Origin of the sequence: Streptomyces sp. NPDC000229, from assembly GCF_040300825.1 — a bacterium.
Taxonomy (GTDB): Bacteria; Actinomycetota; Actinomycetes; order Streptomycetales; family Streptomycetaceae; genus Streptomyces.
The window spans coordinates 21,715-36,207 of record NZ_JBEPEL010000021.1 but is presented as its reverse complement, the minus strand read 5'-3'; the positions used below and the strand labels follow the sequence as shown (position 1 = coordinate 36,207).

General features: G+C 73.0%; 13 protein-coding genes. 9 read left to right on the top strand and 4 right to left on the bottom strand.

Annotation, left to right across the window (positions count from 1 at the left end):
* The first annotated feature begins 392 nt into the window (after positions 1 to 392).
* The 3 genes from ABT360_RS13715 (at position 393) to ABT360_RS13705 (ending at position 3,066) form a co-directional block, all read left to right on the top strand.
* Positions 393 to 1,331, top strand: a complete 939-nt coding sequence (locus ABT360_RS13715) for a hypothetical protein (RefSeq protein WP_351814679.1) — start codon at positions 393 to 395, stop codon at positions 1,329 to 1,331.
* A gap of 89 nt (positions 1,332 to 1,420) precedes the next feature.
* On the top strand, positions 1,421 to 1,873 hold the full coding sequence (locus tag ABT360_RS13710) for a hypothetical protein (protein ID WP_351814677.1): 453 nt from the start codon (positions 1,421 to 1,423) through the stop codon (positions 1,871 to 1,873).
* 188 nt (positions 1,874 to 2,061) lie between these two features.
* Entirely contained in the window at positions 2,062 to 3,066 is a 1,005-nt protein-coding gene (locus ABT360_RS13705; RefSeq protein WP_351814676.1) for a hypothetical protein, read from the top strand.
* Between the two features lie 3 nt (positions 3,067 to 3,069).
* On the opposite strand, the gene ABT360_RS13700 is transcribed toward ABT360_RS13705, so the two are convergent.
* Entirely contained in the window at positions 3,070 to 5,991 is a 2,922-nt protein-coding gene (locus ABT360_RS13700; RefSeq protein ID WP_351814674.1) for an FAD-binding and (Fe-S)-binding domain-containing protein, read from the bottom strand.
* A gap of 71 nt (positions 5,992 to 6,062) precedes the next feature.
* A complete protein-coding gene (locus ABT360_RS13695; protein WP_351814673.1) occupies positions 6,063 to 6,512 on the bottom strand; it encodes a MarR family winged helix-turn-helix transcriptional regulator in 450 nt (149 codons plus the stop codon).
* Positions 6,513 to 6,610: 98 nt separating this feature from the next.
* Here ABT360_RS13695 and ABT360_RS13690 point away from each other — a divergent pair, with 98 nt between their 5' ends.
* Together ABT360_RS13690 and mltG are read left to right on the top strand one after the other, a co-directional pair.
* A complete protein-coding gene (locus ABT360_RS13690) occupies positions 6,611 to 8,419 on the top strand; it encodes an ABC transporter ATP-binding protein (RefSeq protein ID WP_351814671.1) in 1,809 nt (602 codons plus the stop codon).
* Between the two features lie 423 nt (positions 8,420 to 8,842).
* Positions 8,843 to 9,700, top strand: coding sequence for an endolytic transglycosylase MltG (mltG, locus tag ABT360_RS13685; RefSeq protein WP_351814670.1), 858 nt, complete (start codon positions 8,843 to 8,845; stop codon positions 9,698 to 9,700).
* A gap of 73 nt (positions 9,701 to 9,773) precedes the next feature.
* Here mltG and ABT360_RS13680 read toward each other — a convergent pair whose 3' ends face one another.
* Entirely contained in the window at positions 9,774 to 10,847 is a 1,074-nt protein-coding gene (locus ABT360_RS13680) for an FAD-dependent oxidoreductase (protein WP_351814668.1), read from the bottom strand.
* A 149-nt stretch (positions 10,848 to 10,996) separates the two neighbouring features.
* Here ABT360_RS13680 and ABT360_RS13675 point away from each other — a divergent pair, with 149 nt between their 5' ends.
* The 3 genes from ABT360_RS13675 (at position 10,997) to ABT360_RS13665 (ending at position 12,469) form a co-directional block, all read left to right on the top strand.
* Complete coding sequence (locus ABT360_RS13675) at positions 10,997 to 11,419, top strand: YjbQ family protein (RefSeq protein ID WP_351814666.1); 423 nt, start codon at positions 10,997 to 10,999, stop codon at positions 11,417 to 11,419.
* Positions 11,420 to 11,708: 289 nt separating this feature from the next.
* Complete coding sequence (locus ABT360_RS13670) at positions 11,709 to 11,912, top strand: cold-shock protein (RefSeq protein WP_351814664.1); 204 nt, start codon at positions 11,709 to 11,711, stop codon at positions 11,910 to 11,912.
* Positions 11,913 to 12,082: 170 nt separating this feature from the next.
* The gene (locus ABT360_RS13665) at positions 12,083 to 12,469 is read left to right on the top strand and encodes a VOC family protein (RefSeq protein ID WP_351814662.1); all 387 of its coding nucleotides are present in this window, start codon (positions 12,083 to 12,085) and stop codon (positions 12,467 to 12,469) included.
* A gap of 150 nt (positions 12,470 to 12,619) precedes the next feature.
* On the opposite strand, the gene ABT360_RS13660 is transcribed toward ABT360_RS13665, so the two are convergent.
* Complete coding sequence (locus ABT360_RS13660) at positions 12,620 to 13,723, bottom strand: AI-2E family transporter (protein WP_351814660.1); 1,104 nt, start codon at positions 13,721 to 13,723, stop codon at positions 12,620 to 12,622.
* A 64-nt stretch (positions 13,724 to 13,787) separates the two neighbouring features.
* On the opposite strand from ABT360_RS13660, the gene ABT360_RS13655 reads away from it, so the two are divergent.
* Positions 13,788 to 14,297: a hypothetical protein gene (locus tag ABT360_RS13655; RefSeq protein ID WP_351814659.1), complete on the top strand. Its 510-nt coding sequence runs from the start codon at positions 13,788 to 13,790 to the stop codon at positions 14,295 to 14,297.
* Positions 14,298 to 14,493: the final 196 nt, after the last annotated feature.

Here is a 14,493-nt window from a genome sequence, read left to right as displayed (position 1 = left end):
CGAGCGCCTCGGCCGGCGGCCGGCCCCGGTCCCTACGCGGACACCACGCGACGCGCCGGTGGGCCGACCGCGCCCCCGCGCGGCGCCGAACCGGAGCCCGCACGGCGGCTCCTGACCCGGCAGCCCGCCGCCGGGCGGACCGGGACCTTGGGGCCTGCGCTTCCCGGGCGACTGCCGCGCCGCACAAACCCCGGCCGAATGGCCAGTGGGCGCCCACGGGCGGGGGCGGGCGGCGGCGGTGCCGTTCGCGGGCACGTTTCGAAAGACTTCGAAAGGCTGTCGGGCCGGCGGGCCGCCCCGCGAGACTCCTCGGTACCGGGCAGGCCGCGACCGGTTCGCGGCCGGAAGGCATCGGGCCCTGGTGACCCACGTATGTCAGGAGCACATCAGTGATGGGGAGAGCGTTCTCTCGGCGGCCGGGCCGGATCGGCCGGCGCCGGCTGACGACCACGGCGCTGGCGGGGACGGCCCTCCTCCTCGCCGTCACCGGCTACGTAAGCGCCGGGGCTCCGGCAGGCGAGGGCGGAGCCCCGGCACCAGCGGGGACCGTCGCCGCCACCACCGCCGCTGAGCGGAGCCTGCTGCACGACGCGGAACAGGAACTCCAGCGCCGGTGCATGACGGCGGCCGGGTTCCGGTACTGGGCCAAGCCCGAGAACCCACTGCCCGAGGCGCGCGACTTCCCGTACGTCGTCGACGACGCGCAGTGGGCCGGGCGGTACGGCTACGGCAGCATCCTCGAACCGCGGGTCGAGGCGCTCCGCCTCCAGGACCCGAACCGGGTCCACCTCGGCAGCCTGTCCCCGGAACGCCACCACGCCGCCGTGACCGCCCTCAACGGCACCACCGACGGGCAGGGGCTGCGCGCCGAACTGCCCGGCGGCGCGGTCGTGGGACACAGCGGCAACGGCTGCCGGGTGACGGCCTGGCGCGCCCTGTACGGAGACGTCGCCGGCTGGTACGCGGCGAACACCCTCGTCGGCAACCTGGGCGGCATCAGGCGGCAGCGGGTCGCCGCCGAACCCGAGTTCGCCGGAGCCGTACGGGCCTGGTCGGCGTGCATGCGCGAGCACGGCTTCCCGTACCGGACCCCGCGCGAGGCCAGGGACGCCTTCCTCGGCGGGAAGGGCGCCCCCGACAGGGCCCGCGAGGTGCGCGTGGCCGTCCGGGAGGCGCGGTGCGCACGCGACAGCGGCCTGGCGGCCGTCGCCCAGCGCCTCGACCACCACCACGACCGGGAACTCCGTCGTGAGCACCGCACCGCCGTGGAGCGGTTGGAGCGGCTCCGGGCCGCCGCCCTGCCGCGGGCGCGTGCCGTACTGGGCCGCTGACCGGCGGTCCGCCACCCCATGACTCCCGTGCGCACCAGCGCGGGTCGCTCACCCCTGCACCGACAACCGACATCACACGAGGAGAGTCCATGTCCAAGAACCGCATCACCCACCTCATGGCCACCGCGCTGGCCGCGGCCACGATCGGCCTGTTCCCGGCAGCGGCGCACGCCGAGACCGCGCCGACGGCCGGTACCGCGGTGGCGGCCGGCACCACCACCGCGGCGGCCGACGGCCACCTGTACGCGTGGGAGCACGCGTGGAAGGGCGGGCGACAGGCCACCTGGTCCGGCCACAGCGACAACTGGGCCGACCGGAACATGCGCAACCAGGCGTCGTCGGTGCACAACAACGGCTTCGCCGGCGCCTACGAAGACGTGCGGCTCTTCTGGCACACCGACCAGAGCGGGGCCTGGTACTGCCTGGGCAACGGCAGCTACCTGATGGACATGCGCTACGACCGCTTCCCGTACAACGGAAACGGCGGCGGCCAGGCGCTGAACGACAACATCTCGTCGCACGACTGGGTCAACGCCTGCTGATCACCCCTGCCGCACACCGGGCCCGACCGCTCACCGGCCCGGCCCCCGGCCCCCGCCGCCCGCGCGGCGGGGGTTTCGGTCGTTCTCCCCCACCATCCGGCCAACACCCTTCCAGGGAGGAGCCGTTCCCCTAGGCTCCCAGCCGACCGGGACCACCGCTCACCCAGGGGACCCATCGGGGGATGGCCATGCCCAAGGAACCGACCGTGCCCGTCGGCCCCACGGAAGACCTGCGACTGTCGGTCAGCAGGCTCCCGGGCACGACGCTCTTCTCAGCCATCGCCGACACCTTCGGCCACGCCTCCCACGGGATGCCACCGGAGTGGCGGCGCGTCATCCGCGACACGGCCCCTCCCACCGCCGCGGCGACCCTGCGGGCACTGCTCACCTCCAGCCATCCCTGGGCACCCGACTCGCTCGCCCTGACGTCGGGCGTCGGCACCGGGGGCGGAACGGGCACCGCGACCTCGATCGCCGACGAGCTGGACCGCATCGAGCCGGACACCCTGCTCGGTGAGGTGGAGCACCGGTTCGGCGGCGCCGTCCCCGCGCCGTGGCGGCAAGTGACCGAACGGCCGGGGGAGTTCCTCGACACCTACCGGACCCTCACGCGCGCCGTCTGGGACGCCTTCGCCCCGCTGTGGCACCAGGCGGACGCACTGCTGGGCCGCGAAGTGGAACGCGTCGGGGTCGCCTCCGTCACCGGCGCGCTCGACACGGTCATCAACGACCTCGGCGCCCCCGTCCGGTACGCCGATGGCCGGCTCCACCTGCCGCACCCGTGCCCGCAGCACGCCACCGGACCGGGGCGGCGCCGGTTCGTCCTCGTCCCGCTGGTGTCCGGGTTCGGCGCCTGCACGTACAGCGCGGAGGACCCGGACCTGCTCTGGGTCGGCTACCCGCTCCCGGGGCTGGGCCGGCTCGCGCACCGGTCCACCGAACCGCACCCCCCGCCCGCGCAGGACCGCCTCGACCTCGTACTCGGACCGGTCCGCGCCGCGCTCCTGCGCCACGCGCGCCGGCGACCGTCCGTGTCGGAAGCCGCGAGTCTCGCCCACATCACCGTCAGCACCGCCACCTACCACTGCGACCGGCTCGCCCGCTCGGGCCTGCTGCGGCGCCTGCGCCACGGCCGGGAGATCCGCCTGTGCCTCACGGATGACGGTGCGGCTCTGCTCGACCTGCTGGCATGAGCGTCAGGGGCGGGTCGCGCGGTCCAGTTCGAGGAGCGCGGAGTGGTAGGGGCGGCCCGTGGCGTGGTGCATACCGAGCTCGCACATGCGGTTCGCCGAGAGGTACGCGTCGAACGTCCGGGCCGTCACCTCGGCCGCCTCCCGGGCGGTCGCCGACTCCGTCAGCTCCGGGTGCAGCATCCCGCGGTCGCCCGCGAAGGCGCAGCAGCCGGCGTCGTCCGGGACGACGACCTCCTCGGCGCACGCCGCCGCGATCGCCGGCAGCCGGTCCTCGTCGCCGAGGTGCCGCATCGCGCACGTGGGGTGGACGACCGCGGAGGCGGCCCGGCGCCGTACCGTCAGGTGCGGCAGGAGCTCGTCGGCGGCCCAGACGACCGAGTCGACCACGGTCAGCCCCGCGTGCAGCTCCCGATTGCGGGCGCTCAGGTACGGGACCACTTCGCGCGTCAGGCCCAGCGCACAGGAGGAGGCGTCCACCACCAGCGGCAGCCGGCCGCCCGCCGTCCAGCCCCAGGCGGCCTCGACGACCCGGTTCGCCATCACGCGGGCGCCCTCCTCGTACCCCTTGGAGTGCCAGATCGTGGCGCAGCACGTGCCCGTCACATCGGCCGGGATCCACACGGGCCTTCCGGCCCGCTCCGACAGCGCGACCACCGCTTCGGGCAGGGACGGCCCGTCGTACCCCTCCGGTTCGCCGAAGATCCGGTTCACACAGGCCGGGTAGTAGACGGCGACCGCCGGGGCCCGCTCCGTGGCGGGCAGCGCGGCGGCCGCGCCGGGGGTCTCCGGCAGCCACTCGGGCACCAGGTCGCGCCGTACCGTCGTACGGAGCAGCCCCGTGACGGAGGCGGGCAGCCGGTCGCCGAGCCGTCGTCCGGTGGCGACCGCGCGCCGCGCCGAGGCCTCCACCACCGCGAACCGCCGCGCGGCCAGCGCCGCCAGCCGCTCCTCCCGCGCCGAGTGCCGGGCGTGCCGCAGCCGCTTCATCAGCGCGCCCGTGTCGATGCCCACCGGGCAGGCGAGCGCGCACGTCGAGTCGCCCGCGCACGTGTCCACCGCGGCATAGCCGTACGTCGCCAGAAGACCGCCCTCGACGGGCGAACCGGGGCTCTGCCGCATCATCTCGCGGCGCAGCACGATCCGCTGACGGGGCGTCGTCGTCAGGTCCTGACTGGGGCAGGTCGGCTCGCAGAAGCCGCACTCGATGCACGCGTCGGTGATCGGCTCCACCCTCGGCACCGTCTTCAGGCCGCGCAGATGGCCCCTCGGGTCCCGGTCGAGGACGATCCGGGGAGCGAGCACCCCCTCGGGGTCGAAGGCCTGCTTCGTACGCCACATCAGCTCCGTGGCCTTCGGTCCCCACTCCAGCTCCAGGAACGGCGCGATGTTCCGGCCGGTGGCGTGCTCGGCCTTGAGGGAGCCGTCGAACCGCTCGACGGTCAGCTTGCAGAAGTCGTCCATGAAGGCCGCGTACCGGTCGACGTCGGCCGGGTCGGCCGGGTCGAAGGCCAGCAGGAAGTGCAGGTTGCCGTGGGCCGCGTGGCCGGCGACGGCGGCGTCGAAGCCGTGCTCCGCCTGGAGCGCGAGCAGCGCCCCGCAGGCCTCGGCGAGCCGTGACGGCGGCACCGCGAAGTCCTCGGTGATCAGCGTCGTACCGGACGGGCGGCTGCCGCCCGCCGCGGCGACGAACGCCTTGCGCGCCTTCCAGTAGCCGCCGATCGTGCCGGCGTCCCGGGTGAACTCATTGGTCACCGAAGCCACCGGTGCCACCAGCTCGACGTCGCGGAGGACATCGGCCGCCGCCCGCTCGTACGCCTCCAGCGCCGCCGTGCCGGGCGCCCGGAACTCCACCAGCAGCGCCGTGGTCGGGCCGGGCAGGCACGCCCAGTCGGCGGGCACCCCGTCCACCCGTACGGAGGCCCGCAGCGTATTGCCGTCCATCAGCTCGACGGCGACCGCGCCCGCCTCGGTGAAGCGCGGCACGGCGGCCGCGGCGGCCGGCAGCGACGGGAAGAACAGCAGCGCCGCCGCGACCTCGCGGTCCAGCGGCAGGGTGTCGAACACGACCTCGGAGATGAAGCCGAACGTGCCCTGTGAGCCGACCATCAGCCCGCGCAGGATCTCGACGGGCGTCGCACCGTCCAGGTAGGCGTCCAGCCGGTAGCCGTTGGTGTTCTTGAGCTCGTGCTTGGCGCGGATCCGGGAGGCCAGCTCCGGGTCGGCCTCGATCTCCGCCTTGACGGCGAGCAACTCGGCGCACAGACCGGGCTCGGCGCGCGCCAGCACCTCCTCGGCGGCCGGGTCGCCCGTGTCGACGACCGTGCCGGACGGCAGCACCACGGTGAGGGAGGCGACCGTACGGTACGAATTGCGCGCCGTGCCGGCCGTCATCCCGGACGCGTTGTTGGCGACGACCCCGCCGATCGTGCAGGCCACGGCACTCGCCGGGTCGGGGCCCAGCACCCGGCCGTACCGGGCGAGGGTGGCGTTGGCCCGGGCGACGGTGGTACCGGGGCGGATCCGGGCACGGGCGCCGCCGTCCAGGACCTCGATCCCCGCCCAGTGCCTCCGCACGTCCACCAGGATGTCCTCGCCCTGCGCCTGGCCGTTGAGGCTCGTCCCGGCCGCGCGGAACACCACCTCCCGGCCCTTGGCGTGCGCGTACGACAGGACGGCCGCGATGTCCTCGACGTCCTCCGCGACCACGACCACATGCGGGACGAAGCGGTAGGGGCTGGCGTCCGACGCGTATCTGACCAGGTCGGAGACGTGCCACAGCACCTTCTCGGGGCCCAGCAGCGCGATCAGCTCGTCGCGCAGCCGTCCGGGTGAGCCGTGCGCCAGCAGGTCGGGCACCCGGTCGGGGGACGGGCCGCGGTGCGCGCCGGGGCGGAGGGCGTCGGGATTCGGCTCCAGCAGCGGCATGTCACGGTTCCCTCGACAGGCAGCACGGTCGCCACGGCCCGGGCGTCACCCGAGGGTCGTCACGGCACGCGTCAGCAGCGACGCTCCGGCACTCCGTCGACCAGAGCGGACAGCAGACCGCCGAGCACCTCGCGCTGTTCGGCGGTCAATGGAGCCAGGATGTCCTCTGCGGCGGCCCGGCGCGCGGTGCGCAGCTGCCGCAGCGTGTCCCGGCCGGCGTCGGTGAGCTCGATCCGCACCACCCGGCGGCTGGCCGGATCGGGGACGCGGCGGACCCGCCCGCTCGCCTCCAGGCCGTCCACGAGGCTGGTCACGGCGCGTGGCACGACTTCGAGACGGGCGGCGAGATCGGCCATCCGGGGCGGGTGGTCGTAGTGCGCGACCGTGCGCAGCAGCCGCGACTGGGCGGGCGTGATGGCTATGTCGGCCGACTCCAGCTGCCGCTTCTGACTGCGGTGGAGGCGCCGGGTCAGCCGGAGCAACTGCTCGGCCAGCAGGCCGTCGGCGTCGGGGGAGTTCATGACCGGATCCTATCAGGACTACGCTCATTGTGAGGATAGGTAACAATGAGCTATCCTCTCCGATGTCGTCCGCGTCCGCAGTACCTTCGAAGGAGCCCATGCGCATCCACGCCGAGTCCACCTGGACGCCACCGCCACCCGATCCGGAGCAGCCGCCGGCCGAGATTCGCCGGATCCTCCGGCTCTTCCGCCCCTACCGCGGCCGACTGGCCGTGGTCGGTCTGCTCGTCGGCGCCTCGTCGCTGGTGGCGGTCGCCTCACCGTTCCTCCTCCGCGAGATCCTCGACACGGCGATCCCCCAGGGGCGTACGGGCCTGCTCACGCTGCTCGCCCTCGGCATGATCCTCACCGCCGTGGTGACCGGCGTCTTCGGTGTGCTGCAGACGCTGATCTCCACGACGGTCGGCCAGCGGGTCATGCACGACCTGCGTACCGCCGTCTACGGCCAGTTGCAGCGCATGCCGCTCGCCTTCTTCACCCGCACCCGCACCGGCGAGGTCCAGTCCCGCATCGCGAACGACATCGGCGGCATGCAGGCGACCGTCACCTCCACCGCGACATCCCTGGTGTCCAACCTGACCGCCGTCATGGCCACGGTCATCGCCATGCTGGCGCTGGACTGGCGGCTCACCGTCGTCTCGCTGCTCCTGCTGCCGGTGTTCGTGTGGATCAGCCGCCGGGTGGGCCGGGAGCGCAAGAGGATCACCACGCAGCGGCAGAAGCAGATGGCCGCCATGGCCGCGACCGTCACCGAGTCGCTCTCGGTCAGCGGCATCCTGCTGGGCCGGACGATGGGCCGCGCGGACTCCCTCACCCGGTCCTTCGCCACCGAGTCCGAGCGCCTCGTCGACCTCGAAGTGCGCTCCTCGATGGCCGGACGGTGGCGGATGTCGACGATAGGCATCGTCATGGCCGCCATGCCCGCCCTGCTGTACTGGGCGGCCGGGCTGGCGTTCCAGGCGGGCGGGCCCGCCATCTCCATCGGTACGCTCGTCGCGTTCGTCTCGCTCCAGCAGGGCCTGTTCCGGCCCGCCGTGAGCCTGCTCTCGACCGGCGTGGAGATCCAGACCTCGCTCGCCCTCTTCCAGCGGATCTTCGAGTACCTGGACCTGCCGGTCGACATCACCGAGCCCGAGGACCCGGTCCGGCTGGAGAAGATCCGCGGCGAGGTCCGCTTCGAGGGCGTCGACTTCCGGTACGACGCGAAGAGCGGCGAGACGCTGAGCGGAATCGACATCGCCGTGCCGGCGGGCGGCAGCCTGGCCGTCGTCGGTCCCACCGGCTCCGGCAAGTCCACGCTCAGCTACCTGGTCCCGAGGCTGTACGACGTCACCGGCGGTCGTGTCACGCTCGACGGCGTCGACGTGCGGGACCTGGACTTCGACAGCCTCGCCCGTGGGGTGGGGGTGGTCTCCCAGGAGACCTATCTCTTCCACGCCTCCGTCGCCGACAATCTGCGCTTCGCCCGGCCGGACGCCACCGACGAGGAGATCGAGGCGGCCGCCAGGGTGGCCCAGATCCACGACCACATCGCGTCCCTCCCCGACGGGTACGACACCCTCGTCGGCGAGCGCGGCTACCGCTTCTCCGGCGGCGAGAAGCAGCGCCTCGCCATCGCCCGGACCGTCCTGCGGGATCCCCCCGTGCTGATCCTGGACGAGGCGACCAGCGCCCTCGACACCCGTACGGAACAGGCGGTGCAGCAGGCGATCGACGCGCTGTCCGCCGGCCGCACCACCATCACCATCGCCCACCGGCTCTCCACCATCCGGGACGCCGACGAGGTCGTCGTCCTCGACGCGGGGCGCATCGCCGAGCGCGGTACGCACGAGGAGCTGATGGAGCGGGACGGCCGGTATGCCGCACTGGTGCGCGGCGACGCGGAGCTGGAGCCGACGGCGTCCTGACGGCGCTCCCGGCGGGGACCGGCACGCGCGACGGCGCTCCCGGCGAGCGTGGCGCGCGCGGCGCACGACGGCGCCGCCGCTCCCGTGGGACGGGGGAGCGACGGCGCCGGGGGGAAGCGATCGTCAGACGAGCCAGCCGACGAAGTGGATGACGCCGGCGAGCAGGTCGGTGATGACGTTCATGTGGTGCGTTCTCCTTGTGCCTCAGTGCATGTGTGGGACTGCGCAACCACGGTCTGCAGCCCGTCGCTTGCGCCCCGTAAGCATCATGCGCCGCAGCTCGAACGGTCAGCGAAATCCGCGGCGATCATGCGTTCGGGCGAACATCCGAGCCCGTGTTCGCTTGTTCCCGGACGGCAGGTCGGGTGATGGCGAATGTCGGAATTGCCGGATTATCTTCCTTTTTCGGGTTAGCGTGCCCGCATGGTGAACGAGTCCCCTCAGGGCACGCCCCGGCGCGGGCGGCCCCGTATGACCCGCCGCGGCCGGCTGGCCCTGAGCGCAGGCCTGGCCGTCGTCGTGGCCGCGGCGGTACTGGTGCCGCTGCTGCTGCTCAAGGAGTCCCCGGCCCCGCCGCCCCCGGAGAAACCGAGGATGCTGCTCATCCCGGAGGGCTGGCGGGCGAGCCAGGTGTACGACGCCGTCGACAAGGCGCTCAAGGTCACGCCCGGCACCACCCGGAAGGTCGCCGAGGGCGGCACGCTCAAGCTGCCGGCCGACGCGCTGGGCAACCCGGAGGGGTTCCTCTTCCCCGCCACGTACCCGGTGTACAAGAAGACGACCCCGCGCGGTCTGCTGGACTACATGGTCAGGACCGCCCGTGAGCGGTTCGGGGCGGAGCGCATCAGCGCGGGTGCCCAGCGCAACGGGGTGAGCCTCTACCAGACGGTGACCATCGCCAGCATCGTGCAGGCCGAGGCCGACACCCCGGAGGACATGGGCAAGGTCGCCCGGGTCGTCCACAACCGGCTCGCCCAGGGCATGGCCCTCCAGATGGACTCCACCCTCAACTACGGGCTGGGCCGCTCCACGCTCGACACGTCGCACGCCGACATCCGGATGGACCACCCGTACAACTCGTACAACCGCCAGGGACTGCCCCCCACGCCCATCGACAACCCCGGCGAGCAGGCCATGCACGCCGCGGTCGATCCGCCGCCGGGCGACTGGCTGTACTTCGTCACCGTGCAGCCCGGCGACACCCGCTTCACCGCCGACTACGGGGAGCACCAGCGCAACGTCCAGGACTTCAACGCCCACCGGGCGAGCGCCCCGAACTGAGACGCCCGCCGGCTGCCGGTGCCCCCGCGCCAGGGTCCACCCGGGAGGACGCGCCCCGCCGCCTCCCGCGGCGTCAGGCCGCCACCGGGTCCGGCTCGCGCTCCAGCAGCCGGGAGATGTCGCGGACCGCCACCCGGCCCGCCCTGTTGGCGCCGATCGTGGAGGCCGAGGGACCGTACCCGACGAGGTGGACGCGCTCGTCGCGCTCCGCGCGGGTGCCGTCCACGCGGATGCCGCCGCCCGGTTCCCGCAGCCGCAGCGGAGCCAGGTGGTCGATGGCCGCGCGGAAGCCGGTCGCCCACAGGATGACGTCCGCGTCGACCGCACCGCGGTCGTCCCAGGCCACGCCCGTCGGGGTGATCCGGTCGAACATCGGCAGCCGGTCCAGGATCCCGCGCTCGCGCGCCCGCCGGATCGCGTCGTTCAGCGGCAGGCCGGTCACGCTGACCACGCTCTGCGGGGGCAGCCCGCGCCGTACCCGCTCCTCCACCAGGGCCACCGCCGCCCGGCCCTCCGCCTCGCCGAACGGGCCCTCGCGCCAGACCGGCTCCCGGCGCGTCACCCACGTGGTATCCGCCGCGACCTCGGCGATCTCCATCAGGTGCTGCGTCCCCGACGCCCCGCCGCCCACCACGATCACCCGCTGCCCGGCGAACTCCGCCGGCCCCGGGTAGTCCGCCGTGTGGAGCTGCCGTCCTCGGAAGGTCTCCTGCCCCGGGTAACGCGGCCAGAACGGCCGGTCCCAGGTGCCCGTCGCGTTGATCAGGGCGCGTGTCGCGTACGTCCCCTCCGAGGACTCCACGAGCAGACGCCCGCCCTCGCCCTCCCGTACGGCCCCGACGTCCACGGGCCGGTGCACCCGCAGCCCGAACCGCTCCTCGTACCGCGCGAAGTACGCGCCGATCACCTCCGACGACGGGCGCCCCTCGTCGGCGCCGGTGAGCTCCATACCGGGCAACGCGTGCATCCCGTGGACCTTGCCGTACGTCAGGGACGGCCAGCGGAACTGCCAGGCGCCGCCCGGCCGTGGGGCGTGGTCCAGGACGACGAAGTCCCGGCCCGGCTCCAGTCCACCGCGCCGCAGGTGGTACGCGGCGGACAGTCCCGCCTGCCCGGCGCCGATGACGACCACATCCAAGTAGTTCACAGTTCTACCAACCGGCGCCGACGCGAGGATCTTCCCGGCCGCCGACAGGAAGTGCACCCCTGCGCCGGCGGCAGGCCGGCTCCGTGGTTCACCGTGTCCGCCGCCCACGACTCCGGGGGCGGGCACCGACGCGATGTCACCATGAGGGCATGAGCGACGCATTCACCACCCGTACGCTGCGCATCACGACCGGCACCAGGGAAACGGTCCACGACCTGACCGGCGCCTGCGCCTCCTTCCTCCGGGAGGTCGCGGCGGGCCGCGACGGCCTGCTGAACGTCTTCACGCCGCACGCCACCACCGGCGTTGCCATCCTGGAGACCGGCGCCGGCAGCGACGACGACCTCCTGGCCGCCCTCCACACCCTGCTCCCCGCCGACGACCGCTGGCAACACCGCCACGGCAGCCCCGGCCACGGCCGCGACCACGTCCTCCCCGCCCTGATCCCCCCGCACGCCACGATCCCGGTCCTGGGCGGCGAGATGGCGCTGGGCACCTGGCAGTCGGTGTGCGTGGTCGACACCAACAAGGACAACCCGGAGCGCCAGGTGCGCCTGTCCTTCCTGGGCTGACCGCTTGCCGCTCCCCACACCGACGCCTCACGGTGCCGCACGGCCCGCTCCGCGCGATGCGGAGCCGGGCCGGAGGGCAGGATGGCGGCGACGCGGCCCGGAAAGCGGGGAGTTGCTCTCTGGTGATGGGTGCTTTCACGGTGTAGCGTCAGTGTCAGATGTCGTGGTTCGCAGTACCTGCCCACGCTGTGGCGTGGGCTTCTTGCTGTGCAGTGCCTGAGGACCAGGGCGATCACCTCCGGGTCCGCGCGGTGCGGGCCCGACGTCGACTGAACTGAGAGGCACCAGCATGGCCAGCGGAATCGTGAAGTGGTTCAACTCCGAAAAGGGCTTCGGCTTCATCCAGCAGGACGGCGGCGGCCCGGACGTCTTCGCGCACTACTCCAACATCAACGCCAACGGCTACCGCGAGCTCCAGGAAGGCCAGGCCGTCACCTTCGACGTCACCCAGGGGCAGAAGGGCCCGCAGGCGGAGAACATCACCCCCGCCTGACCCAGGGCAAGGCGAGCACCGGCCCCCACGCGCACGCCGCCGGGGGGCCGGTGCGTTCCTGTTTCGTCCGTCGAGTCACGGCGGGCGTTGTCGGCGCACGGCGCCGGGGCCGGGGCCGGTGGCCCTGCGGTGGGACGCGATCACTCCGGAGATGACCGGGAGGTCCTGACGTGGCCAGTAAGTTCACCGAGCTTGCGATCGACTGTGCCGATCCCCACGGTCTCGCGCGATTCTGGTGCGCGGTCCTCGGCTACGAGGTGCAGGACGAAGACGACGAATGTGTCACCATCGGCTCCCCTGCGGTGCCTGAGGGCAAGCAGCGTCCCGGCCCCGTACCACCGATGTTGACGTTCGCGCACGTGCCCGAGGGCAAGACCGTCAAGAACAGGCTCCACATCGACGTCAACCCCACCGACAGGGAGCAGGACGAAGAGGTCCGCCGTCTGCTCGACCTGGGTGCTCGGCACGTCGACGTCGGCCAGGGCGATGCGAGCTGGGTCGTACTCGCCGACCCGGAGGGGAACGAGTTCTGCGTCCTCGCGGGCCGCCGCCCCTGATCGTCAGGCCGCACACCGCGCCGGACCTCCGTCCGGTCGCCGGCCCGCGCTCACGCGACGTACGCCGAAGGGCGCGCCGGTCCGTGTCCGCGTACCGCTCGACCGGACGGCGCGCCGCGAAGGGGACCGCAGCGCGAGCGGCCCGGGGCGCTACGAAGGAACGGCCGCCTCGGGGTGCGACGCGTCGACCTCCGGTTCCTGAAGCTGCTCGCGCACGTAGTTCCAGATCACCGCGATCAGCGCGGCCGCCGGTACCGCGAGCAGGCTGCCCACGATGCCGGCCAGGCTGCCGCCCAACGCGACTGCCAGGAGGACCACCGCCGCGTGCAGGCCGAGCCCGCGGCTCTGGATCATGGGCTGGAACACGTTGCCCTCGAGCTGCTGCACCACCACGATGATCGCGAGCACGATCAGCGCGTCCGTCAGACCGTTCGAGACCAGGGCGATGAGCACCGCGACCAGACCGGCGAAGAGGGCGCCCACGATCGGCACGAACGCGGACACGAAGGTCAGTACCGCGAGCGGGAGCACCAGCGGAACCTTGAGAATCCACAGGCCGATGCCGATGAGAACGGCGTCGAGCAGACCGACGAACGCCTGTGAGCGCACGAACGCGCCAAGGGTTTCCCAACTACGCGCGGCCACGACCGGGACGTCGGTGGCCAGTCGCCCGGGGAGCTGACGGGCCAGCCAGGGCAGGAACCGCGGGCCGTCCTTCAGGAAGAAGAACATCAGGAAGAGCGCCAGGACGGCGGTCACCACACCGTTGACCACGGTGGTCACTCCCGTGACCACCGCGGTGACCATGCTGCCGATGCTGTCCTGGATACGGGCCACGGCCGCGTCGAAGGCACCGGTGATCTGGTCGTCGCCGATGTGCAACGGCGGCCCCGCGGCCCACTCGCGCATCCTCTGAATACCCGCGACCACGCCGTCGGCCAGCTCGCCGGACTGCGACGCCACCGGAACCGCGATCAGTGCCACGATGCCCGTGACCACGAGCAGGAACACCACGGTCACCGCTGACGCGGCCAGAGCCGGAGGCCACCCCCGGCGACGCAGAAGGCGGGCCAGGGGCCAGGTCAGGGTGGTGAGGAACAGACCCACTATGAGGGGCCAGACGATGGACCACATCCGGCCCAGAAGCCACAGGGCCACCGAAGCCGCCACGAGGACCAACAGCAATTCGACGGAGACACGTGCCGATGTGCGCAGCGCGGCGGCGGCTTTGGTGGAACTCAACGAAGCAGGCATGGAGGCACCCTATGGGTACGTCCGTCGCGCTCCGCAACCGCGGCCGGTCGGCATAATGCCCGGCATGAACACCCGCGCCGTCACCCGTGTACACCTGCTCATCTCCGTGGAACTCACCCTCGCCGGCGCCGTGCTCGCCGCGCTCGGCGGCCTCCTCGTGAGCGGGCCCGTCACCGCGGTGATCGCGGGCATCCTGACCGGCTGCGGTGTCCTGATCGGCTCCCTCCTCATCCGCCGACGGATCTTCGCCGGCTTGGACCAGGCCGCGCAGGACGCCCACGACCATGGCTACGCGGAAGGACTGGCGCAAGCGCTGCTGCTGGGCATCACCGCCTACGAGGCCGCCGTGTTCCCCCTGACGGGCGGCGGCGTCTCCACCGACGAGCGGTTGGCACGCCGGACCGTCGCCTACCGCATCGCCGCGGACGACGGACTGCCGCACGCGGTGCGCACCGCGGCCGCGGCCGCGCTCGAGGCCATCGACCACGGCGAGGACGCCCAGGCCGCCCAGCACGCCGTGAAGGACCTGAACCTCGCGGCCTTCCGTCTGCGTACGGGCCCGGACGCGACGTAGCCACCGCCCTGCCCCCCTCGGCCGAGGCCGACCTGCCGGGGCGGGCACCGTCACGGCCGCGCCGCGTCCCACCGGTCCCGGACAGCACCGAACCGGCGCCGGGAATCCGTCGTGCAGGGTGCACGCCGGGGCCCCATGTGCCGCCACTGCACGGGGCGCTCGTACGCCGCAGGTGAAGCCGCTGTCCGTCCCGGCC

Excerpts from the sequence above, each read along its gene's own strand:
- ABT360_RS13655 (WP_351814659.1), top strand. The coding sequence starts at position 13,788 with ATGAACACCCGCGCCGTCACCCGTGTACACCTGCTCATCTCCGTGGAA.
- ABT360_RS13675 (WP_351814666.1), top strand. The coding sequence starts at position 10,997 with ATGAGCGACGCATTCACCACCCGTACGCTGCGCATCACGACCGGCACC.
- mltG (WP_351814670.1), top strand. The coding sequence starts at position 8,843 with ATGGTGAACGAGTCCCCTCAGGGCACGCCCCGGCGCGGGCGGCCCCGT.
- ABT360_RS13715 (WP_351814679.1), top strand. The coding sequence starts at position 393 with ATGGGGAGAGCGTTCTCTCGGCGGCCGGGCCGGATCGGCCGGCGCCGG.
- ABT360_RS13700 (WP_351814674.1), bottom strand. The coding sequence starts at position 5,991 with ATGCCGCTGCTGGAGCCGAATCCCGACGCCCTCCGCCCCGGCGCGCAC.
- ABT360_RS13670 (WP_351814664.1), top strand. The coding sequence starts at position 11,709 with ATGGCCAGCGGAATCGTGAAGTGGTTCAACTCCGAAAAGGGCTTCGGC.
- ABT360_RS13705 (WP_351814676.1), top strand. The coding sequence starts at position 2,062 with ATGCCCAAGGAACCGACCGTGCCCGTCGGCCCCACGGAAGACCTGCGA.
- ABT360_RS13695 (WP_351814673.1), bottom strand. The coding sequence starts at position 6,512 with ATGAACTCCCCCGACGCCGACGGCCTGCTGGCCGAGCAGTTGCTCCGG.
- ABT360_RS13710 (WP_351814677.1), top strand. The coding sequence starts at position 1,421 with ATGTCCAAGAACCGCATCACCCACCTCATGGCCACCGCGCTGGCCGCG.
- ABT360_RS13660 (WP_351814660.1), bottom strand. The coding sequence starts at position 13,723 with ATGCCTGCTTCGTTGAGTTCCACCAAAGCCGCCGCCGCGCTGCGCACA.
- ABT360_RS13690 (WP_351814671.1), top strand. The coding sequence starts at position 6,611 with ATGCGCATCCACGCCGAGTCCACCTGGACGCCACCGCCACCCGATCCG.